This window comes from Micropruina sp. (assembly GCF_027492755.1).
Classification (GTDB): Bacteria; Actinomycetota; Actinomycetes; order Propionibacteriales; family Propionibacteriaceae; genus Micropruina.
On sequence record NZ_JAPUED010000093.1, the window covers coordinates 1 to 15,190 of the forward strand.

General features: G+C 69.4%; 12 protein-coding genes. 9 read left to right on the forward strand and 3 right to left on the reverse strand.

Annotated features, from left to right (window positions below):
- Positions 1 to 1,551, reverse strand: a 1,551-nt coding sequence (locus Q0066_RS06380; RefSeq protein WP_298131213.1) for a glycoside hydrolase family 3 N-terminal domain-containing protein, incomplete at its 3' end; no start/stop codon positions are given.
- 291 nt (positions 1,552 to 1,842) lie between these two features.
- Between Q0066_RS06380 and Q0066_RS06385 the strand changes: the two genes are divergently transcribed.
- The 8 genes from Q0066_RS06385 to Q0066_RS06420 all read left to right on the forward strand — a co-directional run bounded on the left by Q0066_RS06385 (position 1,843) and on the right by Q0066_RS06420 (position 11,612).
- On the forward strand, positions 1,843 to 3,894 hold the full coding sequence (locus tag Q0066_RS06385) for a bifunctional aldolase/short-chain dehydrogenase (protein ID WP_298131215.1): 2,052 nt from the start codon (positions 1,843 to 1,845) through the stop codon (positions 3,892 to 3,894).
- A gap of 292 nt (positions 3,895 to 4,186) precedes the next feature.
- A complete protein-coding gene (locus Q0066_RS06390; protein WP_298131217.1) occupies positions 4,187 to 4,981 on the forward strand; it encodes a (Fe-S)-binding protein in 795 nt (264 codons plus the stop codon).
- A complete protein-coding gene (locus Q0066_RS06395) occupies positions 4,978 to 6,450 on the forward strand; it encodes a LutB/LldF family L-lactate oxidation iron-sulfur protein (protein WP_298131219.1) in 1,473 nt (490 codons plus the stop codon). Before Q0066_RS06390 ends, Q0066_RS06395 begins: the two co-directional genes overlap by 4 nt.
- Positions 6,443 to 7,102, forward strand: a complete 660-nt coding sequence (locus tag Q0066_RS06400; protein WP_298131242.1) for a lactate utilization protein C — start codon at positions 6,443 to 6,445, stop codon at positions 7,100 to 7,102. Before Q0066_RS06395 ends, Q0066_RS06400 begins: the two co-directional genes overlap by 8 nt.
- A 98-nt stretch (positions 7,103 to 7,200) precedes the next feature.
- A complete protein-coding gene (locus Q0066_RS06405; RefSeq protein ID WP_298131244.1) occupies positions 7,201 to 8,478 on the forward strand; it encodes a DUF6716 putative glycosyltransferase in 1,278 nt (425 codons plus the stop codon).
- Positions 8,475 to 9,641: an acylneuraminate cytidylyltransferase gene (locus Q0066_RS06410; RefSeq protein ID WP_298131246.1), complete on the forward strand. Its 1,167-nt coding sequence runs from the start codon at positions 8,475 to 8,477 to the stop codon at positions 9,639 to 9,641. The genes Q0066_RS06405 and Q0066_RS06410 overlap by 4 nt, the downstream gene beginning before the upstream one ends.
- Positions 9,638 to 10,558 carry an N-acetylneuraminate synthase family protein gene (locus Q0066_RS06415; RefSeq protein WP_298131248.1) on the forward strand — a complete coding sequence of 307 codons (921 nt, stop codon included), beginning with the start codon at positions 9,638 to 9,640 and terminating at the stop codon, positions 10,556 to 10,558. The genes Q0066_RS06410 and Q0066_RS06415 overlap by 4 nt, the downstream gene beginning before the upstream one ends.
- A 7-nt stretch (positions 10,559 to 10,565) precedes the next feature.
- On the forward strand, positions 10,566 to 11,612 hold the full coding sequence (locus Q0066_RS06420; RefSeq protein WP_298131249.1) for a hypothetical protein: 1,047 nt from the start codon (positions 10,566 to 10,568) through the stop codon (positions 11,610 to 11,612).
- Between the two features lie 36 nt (positions 11,613 to 11,648).
- Here Q0066_RS06420 and Q0066_RS06425 read toward each other — a convergent pair whose 3' ends face one another.
- Positions 11,649 to 12,605, reverse strand: a complete 957-nt coding sequence (locus tag Q0066_RS06425) for a type IV toxin-antitoxin system AbiEi family antitoxin domain-containing protein (RefSeq protein WP_298131251.1) — start codon at positions 12,603 to 12,605, stop codon at positions 11,649 to 11,651.
- A 93-nt stretch (positions 12,606 to 12,698) separates the two neighbouring features.
- Positions 12,699 to 13,649 (reverse strand): Gfo/Idh/MocA family oxidoreductase, encoded by a 951-nt coding sequence (locus Q0066_RS06430; RefSeq protein ID WP_298131252.1) that lies wholly within the window; start codon positions 13,647 to 13,649, stop codon positions 12,699 to 12,701.
- A gap of 215 nt (positions 13,650 to 13,864) precedes the next feature.
- Between Q0066_RS06430 and Q0066_RS06435 the strand changes: the two genes are divergently transcribed.
- A complete protein-coding gene (locus Q0066_RS06435; protein WP_298131255.1) occupies positions 13,865 to 15,133 on the forward strand; it encodes an aspartate kinase in 1,269 nt (422 codons plus the stop codon).
- The last annotated feature ends 57 nt before the right edge of the window (positions 15,134 to 15,190 follow it).

Sequence of the window (15,190 nt, forward strand, 5' to 3'; positions counted from 1 at the left end):
CAGTTCCAGGGTGTCGTTGGACGCCTTCTCGCCGATCTGGTTCTGCCGTTCGCCGACCACCACCACAGCCACATCGCTGATCGAGGCGAGCTCGACGGCCAGCGCGATCTCGGCGTCGTCGTCATGGTCGAGAGCCGTCCGGGCGACCACCGAATCCATGTTGTCGAACATCGACGGGTAGAGCCGTTCGGGAATGCCGGCGCCCGGGGCGAAGGTGACCTCGCCGGTGGCGCGGGCGCGGATGCCGTCCAGAATGGTGGTGGTCTCGGTCGTGTCGTAGTCGAACGCCCAAGGGCCGAGGGTGTCCCGGGGCGAGTCGGCGAGCTGGCCGATCACGGCGATCGAACCGGTATCGGCCGCCAGCGGCAGCGCGTTGCCGACGTTCTTCAACAGCACCGCGGCGCGTTCCGCAGCCGTCCGGGCCACCTCGCGATGCTCGGGAGCATTCAAGATCACCGCGCTGCGGTCCTCGTCGGCGTACGGGTTCTCGAACAGGCCGAGCTGGAACTTGGCTCGCAGGATGCGTCGCACCGCCTCGTCGATCGCCTGTTCGCCGACCAGGCCGGCGGCCACGGCGTCCGGAAGATGGGCGAAGGCGGGGTCTTCCATGGTCATCTCGAGATCGAGTCCGGCGTTCATGGCGCGGGCAGCGGCATCGGTCAGATCCTTGGCGAAATGCTGGGTGACCAGGGAGCGGACGGCGCCGGCGTCCGACACCACGAAGCCGTCGAAGCCGAACTCGCCCCGCAGCACCTCGGTCAGCAGCCAGCGGTTGCCGGAGGCGGGCACGCCGTTGAGGTCCATGTAGGCGCTCATGATGTTCGCGGCACCGGCCTCGACGGTGGCCCGGAACGGCGGCAGGTAGACGTTCCACAACTCCGAATCGGAGATCTCGGAATCCTCGTAGTCGCGACCGCCGCGGGCCGCGCCGTAGCCGGCGAAATGCTTCGGACCGGACAGGATCGACTCCGGCCCCAAATCGCCCTGGAACCCGCGGACATGGGCCGCCGCCACCACGCCCCCCAGCACCGGATCTTCGCCGGCGCCCTCGACGATCCGGCCCCAGCGCGGATCGCGGGCGATGTCGACCATCGGCGCGAACGCCCAGTGGATGCCGACCGCGCGGGCCTCGCGGGCCGCGACCGCCTCACCCGCGGCGATCACCTCCGGATCCCACGACGCGGCCTGGCCGATCGGCACCGGGAAGATGGTCCGGAAGCCGTGGATCACGTCGTAGCCGAACAGCACCGGAATGCCGAACCGGCTGCCCTCGATCGCCATCCGCTGCAGCCGGTTCGCCGTCGCCGGATCGCGGACGAACAGCAGCGAGCCGGCACCACCCTCGGCCAGCGCCGCCTCGACCTTGCGCGGCGACTCCAGGAACTGGTGCGCCTCGGCCGAGCCGTCGTCGGCCAGGTCCTGGGCGAAGGTGCCGAAGTAGAAGTACTGGGTGACCTGGCCCGCCTTCTCTTCCAGGCTGAGCCGGGGGAGCAGGTCCTCCACCCGCTCGTCGACACTGAGCCGGGGGTTCTGGAACGGCAGATCGGTCATGGTTCTCCTTCGAACACGTGTCGCACCTCAACGTCGGCGGTGCTTGAGGGAACGCTGATCAAACGCAACCACCGCTGGTTGAGCTTGTCGAAACCCCTTGCCTCAGAGGTCTCGACAAGCTCGACCGACGATGGATCAGCGATTCCTTGGGGACAGCCTGCCAGGTCGGTCGGACACCTTGCAGGGTCGCCACCGCGATCCGGCGACGGCACCCCGACAAGTGGGAACGCAGCCGGGTGGGCCTCCACGGCTGTGGTATTCATGGCGAATCCGAGAGGAGCGTGGCCAACGATGACCGATTCCGCCGTGACCAACCCCGCTGTCGAGCAGCTGATCGCCCGATCGCACAGCCTGGGCGCCGACCCCCGCACCACCAACTACGGCGGGGGTAACACCTCGGCGAAGGGGACGGCGATCGACCCGGCCACCGGCGGTCCGGTCGAGTTGTTGTGGGTGAAGGGCTCCGGCGGCGATCTGGGCACGCTGGCGCCGTCCGGGCTTGCGGTGCTGCGGCTTGACCGGATGCGGGCGCTGACCGGCGTCTACCCGGGTGTCGAGCGCGAGGACGAGATGGTCGCCGCCTTCGAGTACTGCCTGCACGGCAAGGGTGGCGCGGCGCCGTCCATCGACACCACGATGCACGGCTTCGTCGACGCCCCGCACGTCGACCATCTGCACCCCGACGCCGGGCTCGCCATCGCCACCGCCGCCGACGGTGAGGAACTCACCCGGCAGATCTTCGGTGACAAGGTGCTGTGGGTGCCGTGGCGGCGTCCGGGTTTCCAACTCGGCCTCGACATCGCCGCCATCGCCAATGACAACCCGGACGTCGTCGGCTGCATTCTCGGTGGCCACGGCATCACCGCCTGGGGGCAGACCTCACAGGAATGCGAGGCGAACTCGCTGTGGATCATCCGCACCATCGACGACTACATCGCCGCCCACGGGAAGCCCGACCCGTTCGGTGCTGCGCGGGAGGGTTTCACCGCGCTTCCGGACGCCGACCGTCGCGCCCGCGCGCTGGCCCTGGCACCCACCCTGCGGGCGATCGCCTCGCAGGACCGGCGGATGGTCGGGCATTTCACCGACACCGACGTCGTGCTCGACTTCCTGGCCTCTCAGAAGGCGCCGGCGCTGGCCGAACTGGGCACCTCGTGCCCCGACCACTTCCTGCGCACCAAGGTCAAGCCGATGCTGCTCGACCTGCCGCCGACCGCGCCGCTGGAGCAGACCATCGAACGGCTACACGAACTGCATGCCGCCTACCGCGACGACTATGCCGGCTATTACCGACGCAACGCCGACTCCGACAGCCCGGCGATTCGCGGCGCCGACCCGCTGATCATCCTGATTCCCGGGGTCGGCATGTTCTCCTACGGCATCAACGCCCAGACCGCGCGGGTGGCCGGCGCGTTCTACACCAACACCATCAACGTGATGCGCGGCGCCGAGGCGCTGTCGACCTATGACCCGGTGCCCGAGCGGGAGAAGTTCCGGATCGAGTACTGGGTGCTGGAGGAGGCCAAGCTGCAACGGCTGCCCAAGCCGAAGCCGCTGGCGGCCAAGGTGGCCCTGATCACCGGCGGCGCCGGCGGCATCGGCAGCGCGATCGCCCGACGGTTCGCCGCCGAGGGTGCCTGCGTGGTTCTCGCCGATCTGGACGTCGACAGGGCGCGGCAGGTGGCGTCCGAGATCGGCAACGCCGACGTGGCGCTCGGGCTGGGCTGCGACGTCCGCGACGCCGACCAGGTGCGGTCCGCGATCGACGCCACCGTGCTCGCCTTCGGCGGGCTGGACATCGTGGTCAACAACGCCGGCCTGGCGGTGTCGAAGCCGCTGCTGGAGACCACCGAGACCGACTGGGACACCGAACACGACGTGCTCGCCAAGGGCTCGTTCCTGGTCTCCCGGGCGGCGGCGAAAGTGCTGGTCGAGCAGGGGTTGGGCGGCGACATCCTCTACATCAGCTCGAAGAACTCGGTGTTCGCCGGGCCGAACAACATCGCCTACTCGTCAGCGAAGGCCGACCAGTCCCACCAGGTGCGGCTGCTGGCCGCCGAACTCGGCCAGCACGGCATCAAGGTCAACGGCATCAACCCGGACGCCGTCGTCCGCGACAGCGGAATCTTCGCCGGCGCCTGGGCCGCCAACCGGGCCGCCACCTACGGGGTGCCCGAGGAGGAACTGGGCGCCTACTACGCGCAGCGCAGCCTGCTCAAGCGCGAGGTGCTGCCCGAACATGTCGCAGCTGTCGCGTTCGTGCTGTGCACCGACGAGTTCTCGCACACCACGGGCCTGCACGTCCCGGTCGATTCCGGGGTGACCGGAGCCTTCCTGCGCTGACCCGAGCCGTTGGTCGAGACCCGACCCCCGCTGGTCGAGCTTGTCGAGACTCGGACCCCGTCCGCAGGATCTCGACAAGCTCGATCACCGGTGGTGAGGCCGACAGAGCTCGACCGGCGGTGGGATGCGCGGATCACCGAGCGCTTATCGCGACGTTCAAATTGCGGAAATGCTCTAACGCATCGAAAAGGGGGAATCGCTTGCGAGCGTCGGGTTTTGGGCTTTGACTAGCAGTTGAGCGGCTTTCGGGGACGTGATCGGCGCGGCCCCGGGGCACCCGCGGAGGAGGGCCATGAACGTCCCGACCAGCACCGTCGCGCTGTTCGCCACCTGCATCAACGACACGATGTTCCCGGAGACGCCCAAGGCGGTGGTCCGACTGCTGGAGCGGCTCGGCTGCCGGGTGGACTTTCCGCTGCAGCAGACCTGTTGCGGACAGATGTTCACCAACACCGGGTACTTCCGTGAGGCGATGCCGTCGGTGCGGAACTTCGTGGACACCTTCGAGCGCTACGACTACGTGGTCGGGCCGTCCGGCTCATGCGTCGGTTCGGTGCGCGACCAGCACCCGATGCTCGCCCACCGGCATGGCGACCCGGGCCTGCAGCGCCGGGTCGAGGCGATCGTGGCGAAGACCTACGACCTGAGCGAGTTCCTGGTGGACGTGCTTGGCGTCACGGACGTCGGCGCCTACTTCCCGCACCGCGTCACCTACCATCCGACCTGTCATTCACTACGGGTGACGAAGGTCGGCGATCGCCCCTACCGGCTGCTGTCGGCGGTCCGTGGACTCACCCTGGTGGAGTTGCCCAACGCCCAGCAGTGCTGCGGCTTCGGCGGCACCTTCTCGCTGAAGAACTCCGACGTGTCGGTGGCGATGGGCACCGACAAGGTGCGAGCCGTCCTCGACACCGGCGCCGAATACGTGGTGACCGGCGACAACTCCTGCCTGATGCACATCGGCGGACTGCTCAGCCGGATGCGGGCCGGCGTCACACCGATCCATCTCGCCGAGATCCTGGCCAGCACCGAGGACGCCCTGGTCGCCGCCGGTGCCACCGCTCCGCAGCAGGGAGGTTCGCGATGAGCGCCGTCCGTCGCACCCCCGCGCCGCCGCCCGGCGACCTGCAGGACATGCCGAAGTTCCCCAAGAACGCAGCCAAGGAACTGCGCAACACCCAGCTGCGCAAGAACCTGCGGCACGCCACCACCACGATCCGCGAGAAGCGGGCCAACGTGGTGGCCGAGCTGCCGCACTGGGAGCAGCTGCGGCGGGCCGGGGAGGCGATCAAGAACCGCACCCTGCGCCACCTCGACGACTACCTGCTGCAACTGGAGGAGTCGCTGACCCGCAACGGCGCGATCGTGCACTGGGCGTCCGACGCCGCAGAGGCGAACCAGATCGTGATCGACGTGGCCCGGGCCAAGGGCGCCGACGAGGTGGTCAAGGTCAAGTCGATGGCCACTCAGGAGATCGACCTCAACGAGGCACTCGAAGCGGCCGGCATCGCCGCCTGGGAGACCGACCTGGCCGAACTCATCGTCCAGCTCGGGCATGACCGGCCCAGCCACATCCTGGTGCCGGCGATCCACCGCAACCGCTCCGAGGTGCGCGAGATCTTCACCGAAGAGATGGGCCGCTACGGCACACCTCCGCCGGACGGGCTGACCGACGACCCGGCGATGCTGGCCGGCGCCGCCCGCGTCCATCTGCGGGAGAAGTTCCTGCGCGCCAAGGTGGCCGTCTCCGGCGCCAACTTCGCCGTCGCCGACTCGGGAACCCTGGTGGTGGTCGAATCCGAGGGCAACGGACGGATGTGCCTGACCCTGCCCGAGACGCTGATCTCGATCGTCGGCATCGAGAAGACGGTGCCGACCTTCGACGACCTGGAGGTCTTCCTGCAACTGCTGCCACGCTCGTCCACCGCCGAACGGATGAACCCCTACACCTCGATGTGGTCGGGGGTGCGCGAGGGCGACGGCCCGCAGGAGGTGCATGTGGTGCTGCTCGACAACGGCCGCACCAAGGTGCTCGCCGACGAGGTCGGACGTCAGGCGCTGCGCTGCATCCGCTGCTCGGCCTGCCTGAACATCTGCCCGGTCTACGAGCGGGTCGGCGGGCATGCCTACGGTTCGGTCTATCCGGGCCCGATCGGTGCCATTCTCACTCCGCAGTTGCGCGGCACCGCGTCCGCGGTGGACGCCTCGCTACCGTTCGCGTCCTCGCTGTGCGGTGCCTGCTACGAGGTCTGCCCGGTGCGGATCAACATTCCCGAGGTGCTGGTGCATCTGCGCAACCAGGTGGTCGAGTCGCACGGCCCCAGCGTCGAGGGCACGATCATGAAAGCCGGTGGCTGGGTGATGGGCGACGGACGCCGGCTCGCGCTGGTGCAGAAGGGCTCCGAACTGGCCGGACGCGTCCTGCCCGGCGAGGTGATCGGCCCGCTGCCCGGACCGGCGGCCGGGTGGACGGGCGCGCGGGATCTACCCAAGCCGCCGACCCAGACCTTCCGCGACTGGTGGGTCGCCGAGCATCAGGGCGGCCGCGATGAGTAGCCGGGACGCGGTGCTGGGCCGGGTCCGCGCCGCCCTCGCCGATGTGCCGGCGGTCCCCGCCGCGGAGGACGTCGCGATCGACTGGGAGTACGGGCAGCGGCCGGCCGGTGCCGCCGACGACACCCTCGGCTTGTTCGTCGAACGCGTCGAGGACTACCGGGCGGAGGTCAGCTGGGTGACGCCGGCCGAGGTCGCCGCCCGGATCGCCGACGCGCTGGGTGACCATGAGGTGACCTCAGCCGTGGTGCCGTCCGGCGCACCACAGGACTGGCGGGATGCGATCGCCGCGAGGGGAATCCGCGTGCTCACCGACGAGCCGGTGCTCAGCCACGCCGAACTGGACGGCACCGGTGCGGTGGTCACCGCGTCCCGGGTGGGAATCGCCGAGACCGGCACCATCGTCCTCGATCACGGCCCCGACCAGGGTCGCCGGGCGCTCTCACTGGTGCCCGACCTGCATGTCTGCGTGATCCGCGCCGAGCAGGTGGTCGCCGACGTGCCCGAAGCGGTCGCCCGGTTGCGGCCGTCCATCGATGCCCGGCAGCCGCTGACCTGGATCAGCGGGCCGTCCGCGACCAGCGACATCGAGCTGTCCAGGGTTGAGGGGGTGCACGGCCCCCGCACCCTGCGGGTGCTGCTGGTCGACGGCTGACGTCCTGGTCGCCACGAAGGGCGGAGTCCACCGCCTGTTCACCGACCTGACCCGTGCCGTTGGGCATTGCGTCGATCGGGCTGCCTAGCGTCGCGGCCATGAAGGTCGTTGTGCTGGCCGATACCGACAGCCGCTGGAAGTGGGGTCTGCTGACCGCCCGGCAACTCTTCCCGGCGTCCGTTCCCGTCGGTCTGCTGCTCCATTCGCTGCGCGGCCCCTCGGCGCAGCAACTCGCGGACAGCGGAGTGGAGCAGCAGCCGACGATCGTCGAGAGCATTCCCGGGTTCGTAGCGTCGGAGGATCTCGACGCCGTCGACGTTATCGTGCTGGCCCTTCCCGGCGGCGGGGTGCAGGCGGTGCTGCACGGGTTGGCGCGGCGCTGGACCACGCCCGGACGGCGTCCGGTGGTGATCAGCGGTTACGTCGGCGTCGTGTACGAGAAGCACGTCGAGGGTCTGTTGCTCCGGGCCGGCTCGGACGTCATTCTGGCCAACAGCCCGGCCGACGCGGAGTCGTTCCGGACCATGCTCGCCGGGGCCGGCCAGGACCCTTCGGTGGTGCTGCCGACCGTGCTGCCGTTCCTCGGTCAGGCCGATTCGGCACGTGAGACGGGCACCCTGTTCACTGTCACTTTCGCCGCCCAACCCGGCGTGCCCGGGCCGCGGACCGACCGCGAGTTCGTCATCCGCCGGCTGATCCGGCACGCCACTCTGCATCCCGAGCGGGAAGTGCTGCTCAAGGTGCGCGCCCGGGTCGGTGAGCACACCACCCATCGCGAAGATCACCCGTACCAGTTGCTCGGACCCCGCCTCGGCGTCGAGAAGCCGGCCAACCTGCACGTGGTGCACGGCAACATGGGCGAGGTCCTGGACCGCACCGACCTGTTGGTCACGGTCTCGTCCACCGCCGCCGTCGAAGCCATGCACCGGGGCATTCCGACCGCGATCCTCACCGACTTCGGCCTCAAGGAACGCCTCGGCAACCACTACTTCCTCGGCTCCGGCTGCCTGGCCTCGTTCTCCGACCTGGACGCCGGCGCGACACCGCGGGTCGACCCCGAGTGGGCCCGGAACCGCGGCATCGGCCCCAGCGACGCCGTCGAGCGAGCCCAGGAACATGTGGCCGCTCTCGCCGCGGATGACGTCCGGCCCCCGCTGCGGCCCGGCTACACGATGGACAACGCCGCCGCCATGCTGCCCGACCTGCTGGGCCGCTACGGGCTGAGCGCCTACGGGCGTGAGTTGGAGACCGACGACGAGCGGGCCAGCGACCTGCCCCTGGCGGTGCGCTCGCTGGTGTCACGGGCGGCCCGCACCGCCTACCGGCAGGGCGTGTACACGGTCGCGCCGACCCTGCGGCGATTGGCGCGACTGTGAGTGTGCTCGTGGTGATTCCCGCCCGCGGTGGCTCCAAGGGCGTGCCCGGCAAGAACGTGGCATCGGTCGGCGGTGTCCCGCTGGTTGCTCGTGCCGTGCACGCCGCGGTCGCCTCCGGCGTCGGCACGGTGACGGTGTCCACCGACGACGACCGGATCGCCGACGCGGCGAGCGTTGCGGGCGCGTCCGTCACCCGGCGTCCGGACGAGTTGGCCGGCGACGCGGCATCCAGCGAATCGGTCCTGCTGCACGCCCTGGACGAACATCGCAACCGCACCGGGCAGGACGCCGAGGTGCTGGTGATGGTGCAGTGCACCAGCCCGTTCCTGACCGCCTCCGAGATCGCCGACTGCGTGGCGGCCGTCGAGGCCGGCGCCGACAGTGCCTTCACCGCCGCACCGAGCCACGGCTTCCTGTGGCAGCGCGACGATGCGGGCGACGCGGTCGGTGTCAACCACGACAAGGCCACCCGTCCGCGCCGGCAGGATCGGACGCCGGAGTTCCTGGAGACGGGCGCCGTCTACGCGATGCGTGCCGACGGCTTCCGACGCTCAAGGCACCGATTCTTCGGCCGTACCGTGCTGATCGAGACCGACCCGGCCCGCGTCCTCGAGATCGACGAGCCGGACGACCTGGAACGATCCCGGCTGCTCGCCCCCGTGCTGGACGCCGACGCGTCCGCCCCGCACCGCACCGACCTGGACGCGGTCGTGCTCGACTTCGACGGCACCCAGACCGACGACGCGGTGCTGGTGGCGTCCGACGGCAGCGAACAGGTGCGGGTACACCGCGGTGACGGGCTCGGCATCGCCGCACTGCGCCGCTCCGGCCTGCCGGTGCTGATCCTCTCCAGCGAGACCAATCCCGTGGTGCGTGCCCGGGCCCGCAAGCTCGGCGTCCCGGTGCTGCACGGGGTCGACGACAAGGCCACCGTGCTGCGCGACTGGTGCGCGCGCGAGGGCGTCGACCCGGCCCGCGTCCTCTATGCCGGCAACGACGTCAACGACCTCGGTTGCTTCTCAGTCGTCGGGTGGCCGATCGCGGTCGCCTCCGCCCATCCGGTCGTGCGCGAACGCGCCCGGCTGGTCACCTCCGTGCCGGGAGGGCACGGAGCCATTCGTGAAATCGCTTCCTGGATCCTCGGAAAGGACCTCGCATCATGACCACCATCTCCCCCCGCGACCGGCTGATCGGCGACCGCCGTATCGGCCCCGGCCACCCCGTCTACATCACCGCCGAGATCGGCCTGAACCACAACGGTGAGGTGAGCACCGCGCTCGCCCTGGTCGACGTCGCGATCGCCGCCGGCGCGGACGCCGTGAAGTTCCAGAAGCGGACGCCGGACGTCTGCACCCCGCGTGATCAGTGGGACGTGGAGCGTGACACCCCGTGGGGCCGGATGCGTTACATCGACTACCGGCACCGCATCGAGTTCGGCGCCGACGAGTACCGGATCATCGACGAATACTGCCGCGACAAGGGCATCGACTGGTTCGCTTCGCCGTGGGACGTGGCCAGCGTCGACTTCCTGGACGGCTTCGACGTGCCCGCCCACAAGATCGCCTCGGCCTGCCTGACCGACGACGAGCTGCTGCGGGCGATCCGGGCCTCCGGACGCACCGCGATCCTGTCCACCGGCATGTCGACGCCGGCGCAGATCCGGCACGCGGTCGAGGTGCTGGGCAGCGGCAACGTGGTGCTCTGCCACGCCACCTCGACCTACCCGGCCGCGAACGACGAACTCAACCTGCGGATGATCAACACGTTGATGGCTGAGTACCCGAACGTGCCGGTCGGCTATTCGGGCCACGAGCGCGGGCTGCAGACCACGGTGGCGGCGGCCGCGCTGGGTGCCTGCTTCCTGGAGCGGCACATCACCCTGGACCGCACCATGTGGGGCTCCGACCAGGCCGCCTCGCTGGAGCCGGCCGGGCTGACCCGGCTGGTGCGTGACGTCCGGGTGATCTCGGAGTCGCTGGGTGATGGGGTCAAGAAGGTCTACGCAGGCGAGTACGCGGCGATGCGGAAGCTGCGCCGGGTGGCCGGCGTGGTGGCCGATCAGGTCGCACGGGTGGCCTGAGGCCGTCATGGCCAAGAAGAACGGCAAGCACAAGCGCACCACGCTCGCCCTGGTGGAGAGCCCGGCGCAGCTGCTCAACGTCGTCGAATGGGCGTTCGCGCACGGCGCCGAGGGGCAGACGCGGCTCGCGGTGCTGCCGCCCCGCGACGTCACCACCCGGCTGCAGCTCGAGGCGGTGGCCGACCTGGCTCGGGAGGCCGGACTGGCCGCGACCTGGTACGAGCCGCGAAAGTCGGCCGCTTCGCTCGTCGCCGTGGCCTGGGAGCTGTTTCCCAAGCTGGCGAAGGCGGAGCGCCTGGTCGTGGGGGACCCGTTCTCCCGCTTCGTCCAGGCGGTGCTGCCGCTGGCCGATGTGAGCGAGGTCGTTGTCGTCGACGACGGCACGGCCACCATCTCGTTCATCACGCAGTTGACCCGCGGTGACCGGCTGAGCCGGTGGCATCTGGCCGAGGGCGGACGCGACGTGGTGATCGACCTGCTGTCGGAGCACGCGCGGGACTTCTTCACGCCGTCCAAGCGTGACGGCCGCAGCATCGAGGTGTTCACCGCCATGCCGGTGCAGGTGCCGCCGGGGACGCGGCAGAGCACCAACACCTTCGCCTGGACACGGAGCCGGTTCGGCCCGCCCGTGGTCACCGACACCGTCGACGTGGTGGGCACCTCGTTGGTCGAGACGGGTGTGGTGGACGCCGACCGCTACCTGGCGGGCGTGGTGGCCGTCACCGAACGCTTCGGCGCCGGCCGGTACTTCGCGCACCGCCGGGAGAGCGACGCCAAGCTGGCCACCATCGAGGCCCGCACCGGTCTGCGAGTGGTGCGCCCCGACGTCCCGCTGGAGATCGCCGTCCGTCGCGGCCCGGTCAGCCGCCTGATGGTCAGCTACCCGTCCACCGTGATGCACACGCTGCCCCTGGTCCTGGTCGACACCCCCGTCGAACTCGCCGTCGCCGACGTCCCCACCGGCTGGCTCACCCCCGGCGCCCCGGTCGCCGCCGGCGACTTCCTGGAGCACGTCACCAACACCGCCCGCAAGCGTCACACCGCTCTGACCTGACAAACCCCCGGGCGAATCGATCAAGATCGGGCACCGCTAGCGGTGCCCGATCTTGATCGATTCCGAGTCGGGAACCAGCCGGCAGCGAGGGCAGGGCTGCAATGGCCCCTCCCACCCGCTTGTCATCAGAAACTGCGCGACCTGCCTGGCAGCGCGACATGCGCCGATGCCGGTTACGTCCGCCCACCCGAACCGCAGAGTGGTCAAGCCCAGCAGGGCGTGGTCGTTGTCTCGGTTCATGTCGCGTAAGGCAGCACCTCCCGTGTGATGGAGCTTGCTGTCGAGTTCGACGAGCAGGCGGTACTCCTCGTACCAGGCGTCGCTGCGGTACGCACGCAGAGCGTGTTGCTGGCGAGTGGCGGTCGGCAGATGGTGCGCGCGCTCCACTTGCACGAGGTACCGGCGTTCCAGGGCCGAGTGGGCACCCTGCGATACGTCACCAAGAATCTCGCGGAGCATGCCCCGGTTGTGCAGGACCGGGCGTTGGTTCAGTTCGTTCAGCAATCGTTTGGCGGTGGTCTTGCGCTGGCTGAGGGAGTCCGCCAGCAAGGCCGCCATCTCGTCCTCGTCGGCCTCGGCGCATAGATCAAGCACGGTCTCCTCAATCGTGGTGCGGGGCGGATCGCCAGCCGACCGGCGGACTGCGCGGATGAACCGCCACCCGAGTCTCGGTGCTCGCGGCACGCGGACGAAGACCGCTATCTCGTCGGGCTCGGCCTTTCGTAGACCCAGTAAGTGGGCAGCGGCCTGATGCCCGAGAACGGCTCCCTCGCCACCCAGGAGAATGCCGGCCCAGGCGCGACTGAGCCACCCAGATCCCGGACCAAAGCTGTAGATGCCAGGCGTCACTCGCCCCAGTACGCCGTCGGCAAGGAAACGGACGATGACCCGGCGATGCACCCCGTGGCCGATTAGTTGCCCGCGGCTCAATACTCCGGCCTGCGCCTGGGCGAGTTCGCGTAGTGAGGCGGAAAGCTGGGTTCGAGGGGGCACGCCCTCAGTGTGGGCACCTTCCACGAAAAGTGGTCAGAACAATCGATCCAGATTGGGCACCGCTAGTGGTGCCCAATCTGGATCGATTGACGTTCAGATCTGCTCGAGGACCTCGGCCATGATCCGCTGGACGGCGATCGTGTCGTCCAGCGGCATGATCGGGCTCTCGGTGAGCCCGGCGGCCAGGCATTCGCCGACGTGCTCGATCTCATAGCGGTAGCCGGAGTCGAACTCCAGCGTTTCCGGGGTCTTCTCGCGCCAGACCGTGACGGACGCCGCCCGGTGGAACCGGGGGTGGACGTCGATCCAGCCCTTCGTGCCGGTGAGCATCATCCGACCCGGGCCGTAGGTGGTGAACGCGCCGGCGAGGGTGGCTGAGCGTCCGTCGGCGTAGCCGAGCAGCACCGAGAACTCGCCCTCGACGCCGGTGGGGTAGCGGCCGCCGACCGCGCGCACGACGTCCGGGGTGCCGAGGAAGTGTTGTGCGAACGAGAGCACGTAGACCCCGAGGTCGAGGACGGCGCCGCCGCCCTTCGCCGGGTCGAAGAGCCGGTCCCCGGCGTCGAATTCGCGAAATGCCGTCAGGTCGCCCTGGCAGCCGCGGATCTCACCGAGTTCGCCGCGCTCGATCAGCTCGCTGACGTGCCGGATCGCCGGGTTGAACCGGGTCCACATCGCCTCCATCGCGAACACGCCCGCCTGGCGGGCGGCCGCCGCGATGCGTTCGGTGTCGGCGACGGTGGCGGTGAACGCCTTCTCGACCAGCACCGCCTTGCCCGCCGCGATGGCGGCCAGCGCGATGTCGGTGTGCTGCGGATGCGGTGTGGCCACGTAGATCGCCTGCACCGCGGGATCCTCCACCAGCGCCTCGTAGGACGAGTGCCAGCGAGGGATGCCGTGCTCGGTGGCGAACACCTCGGCGCGCTCGGCCGAGCGTGAGCCGACCGCCACCAGCTCAGCGTTGTCGGCCCGGTGGAACTCGGGGACGATGGCGGCAGCCATGCGTCCGGGCCCAGCGATGCCCCAGCGGATCGGTTCGGTCATGGGCGCCACGCTACCGGTCACAACGCCTCGTGGAACGAAAAGAACCGTCCCTTCGTACCGCGAACTGGAACGAAAAGAACCGTCCCCTCGTGCCACGACCCCGCGCGGCGCCGCCGGACATGATGACGGACGCCGACCGAGGGGCGGCTGCTCGCCGGAGCGGTCGGCGGGTTCTGGCAAAGTAGAGAAGGTTGGTCTCCAGGAAGGGCAAAGCCTTGCGGGTCGTGCAGAAGTTCGGTGGGTCGTCGGTGGCGAACGGCGACAGCATCAAGCGGGTGGCCCAGCGCATCGTCGACACCAAGTCCCGCGGGGCCGAAGTGGTCGTGGTGATCTCAGCCATGGGTGACACCACCGACGAACTGATGGACCTGGCGCTCGAGGTGTCGCCGCAACCGCGTCCGCGTGAGCTCGACATGCTGCTCACCGCCGGTGAGCGGATGAGTGCCGCGTTGCTGGCCATGGCGATCAACGATCTCGGCTTCGAGGCCCGCTCGTTCACCGGTTCGCAGGCCGGTGTGATCACCACCGGCACCCACGGCGACGCCCGGATCATCGACATCACCCCCGGCCGCATCCAGACCGCGCTCTCCGACGGTGACATCGTCATCGTTGCCGGTTTTCAAGGGGTTTCGCAGACCTCCAAGGACATCACCACGCTGGGACGCGGGGCCTCCGACACCACGGCGGTGGCGCTGGCCGCCGCCCTGAAGGCCGACTACTGCGAGATCTACTCCGACGTGGACGGCGTTTTCACCGCCGATCCGCGGATCGTGCCCGGGGCGTCCCGGATCCCCGAGATCTCCTACGAGGAGATGCTCGAGATGGCGGCGCAGGGCGCCAAGATTCTTCATCTGCGGTGCGTCGAGTACGCCCGCCGCGAGAACGTGCCGGTGCACGTCCGGTCGTCGTTCTCGACCAAGCCCGGCACCTGGGTCAAGGACATCGAGAACAAGGAAGGCACGGCGATGGAACAACCGCTGATCACCGGGGTGGCGCATGATCGGAGCGAGTCCAAGATCACGGTGGTGGGCGTGCCCGACCGGATCGGTGCCGCCGCCGAGGTGTTCTCGGCCGTCGCCGCCGCGGGCATCAACATCGACATGATCGTGCAGAACCAGTCGATCGCCAACGACAACACCGCGATCACCTTCACGCTGCCCGGCAGTGACAAGGTGCGTGCGCTGGACGCCCTGCACGGCGCCCGTGAACAGATCGGATTCGCCGAGATCCTCTACGACGACGGCATCGGCAAGGTGTCGGTGATCGGCGTCGGCATGCGCTCGCACCCCGGCGTCTCGGCCACCTTCTTCCGCGCGCTCGCCGACGCCGGCATCAACATCCACATGATCTCCACCTCCGAGATCCGGATCTCGGTCGTGGTGTCCTTGGCGGACGTCGACGCCGCCGTCCGTGCCGCGCACACCGCCTTCGGCCTGGATTCGGCTTCGGGTGAAGCGGTCGTCTACGCCGGCACCGGCCGCTGACGCGTCCGCTGCCCACGTGAGGGCGTGTCCGGCCGCTGACGCGTCCGTCCCCTTGTG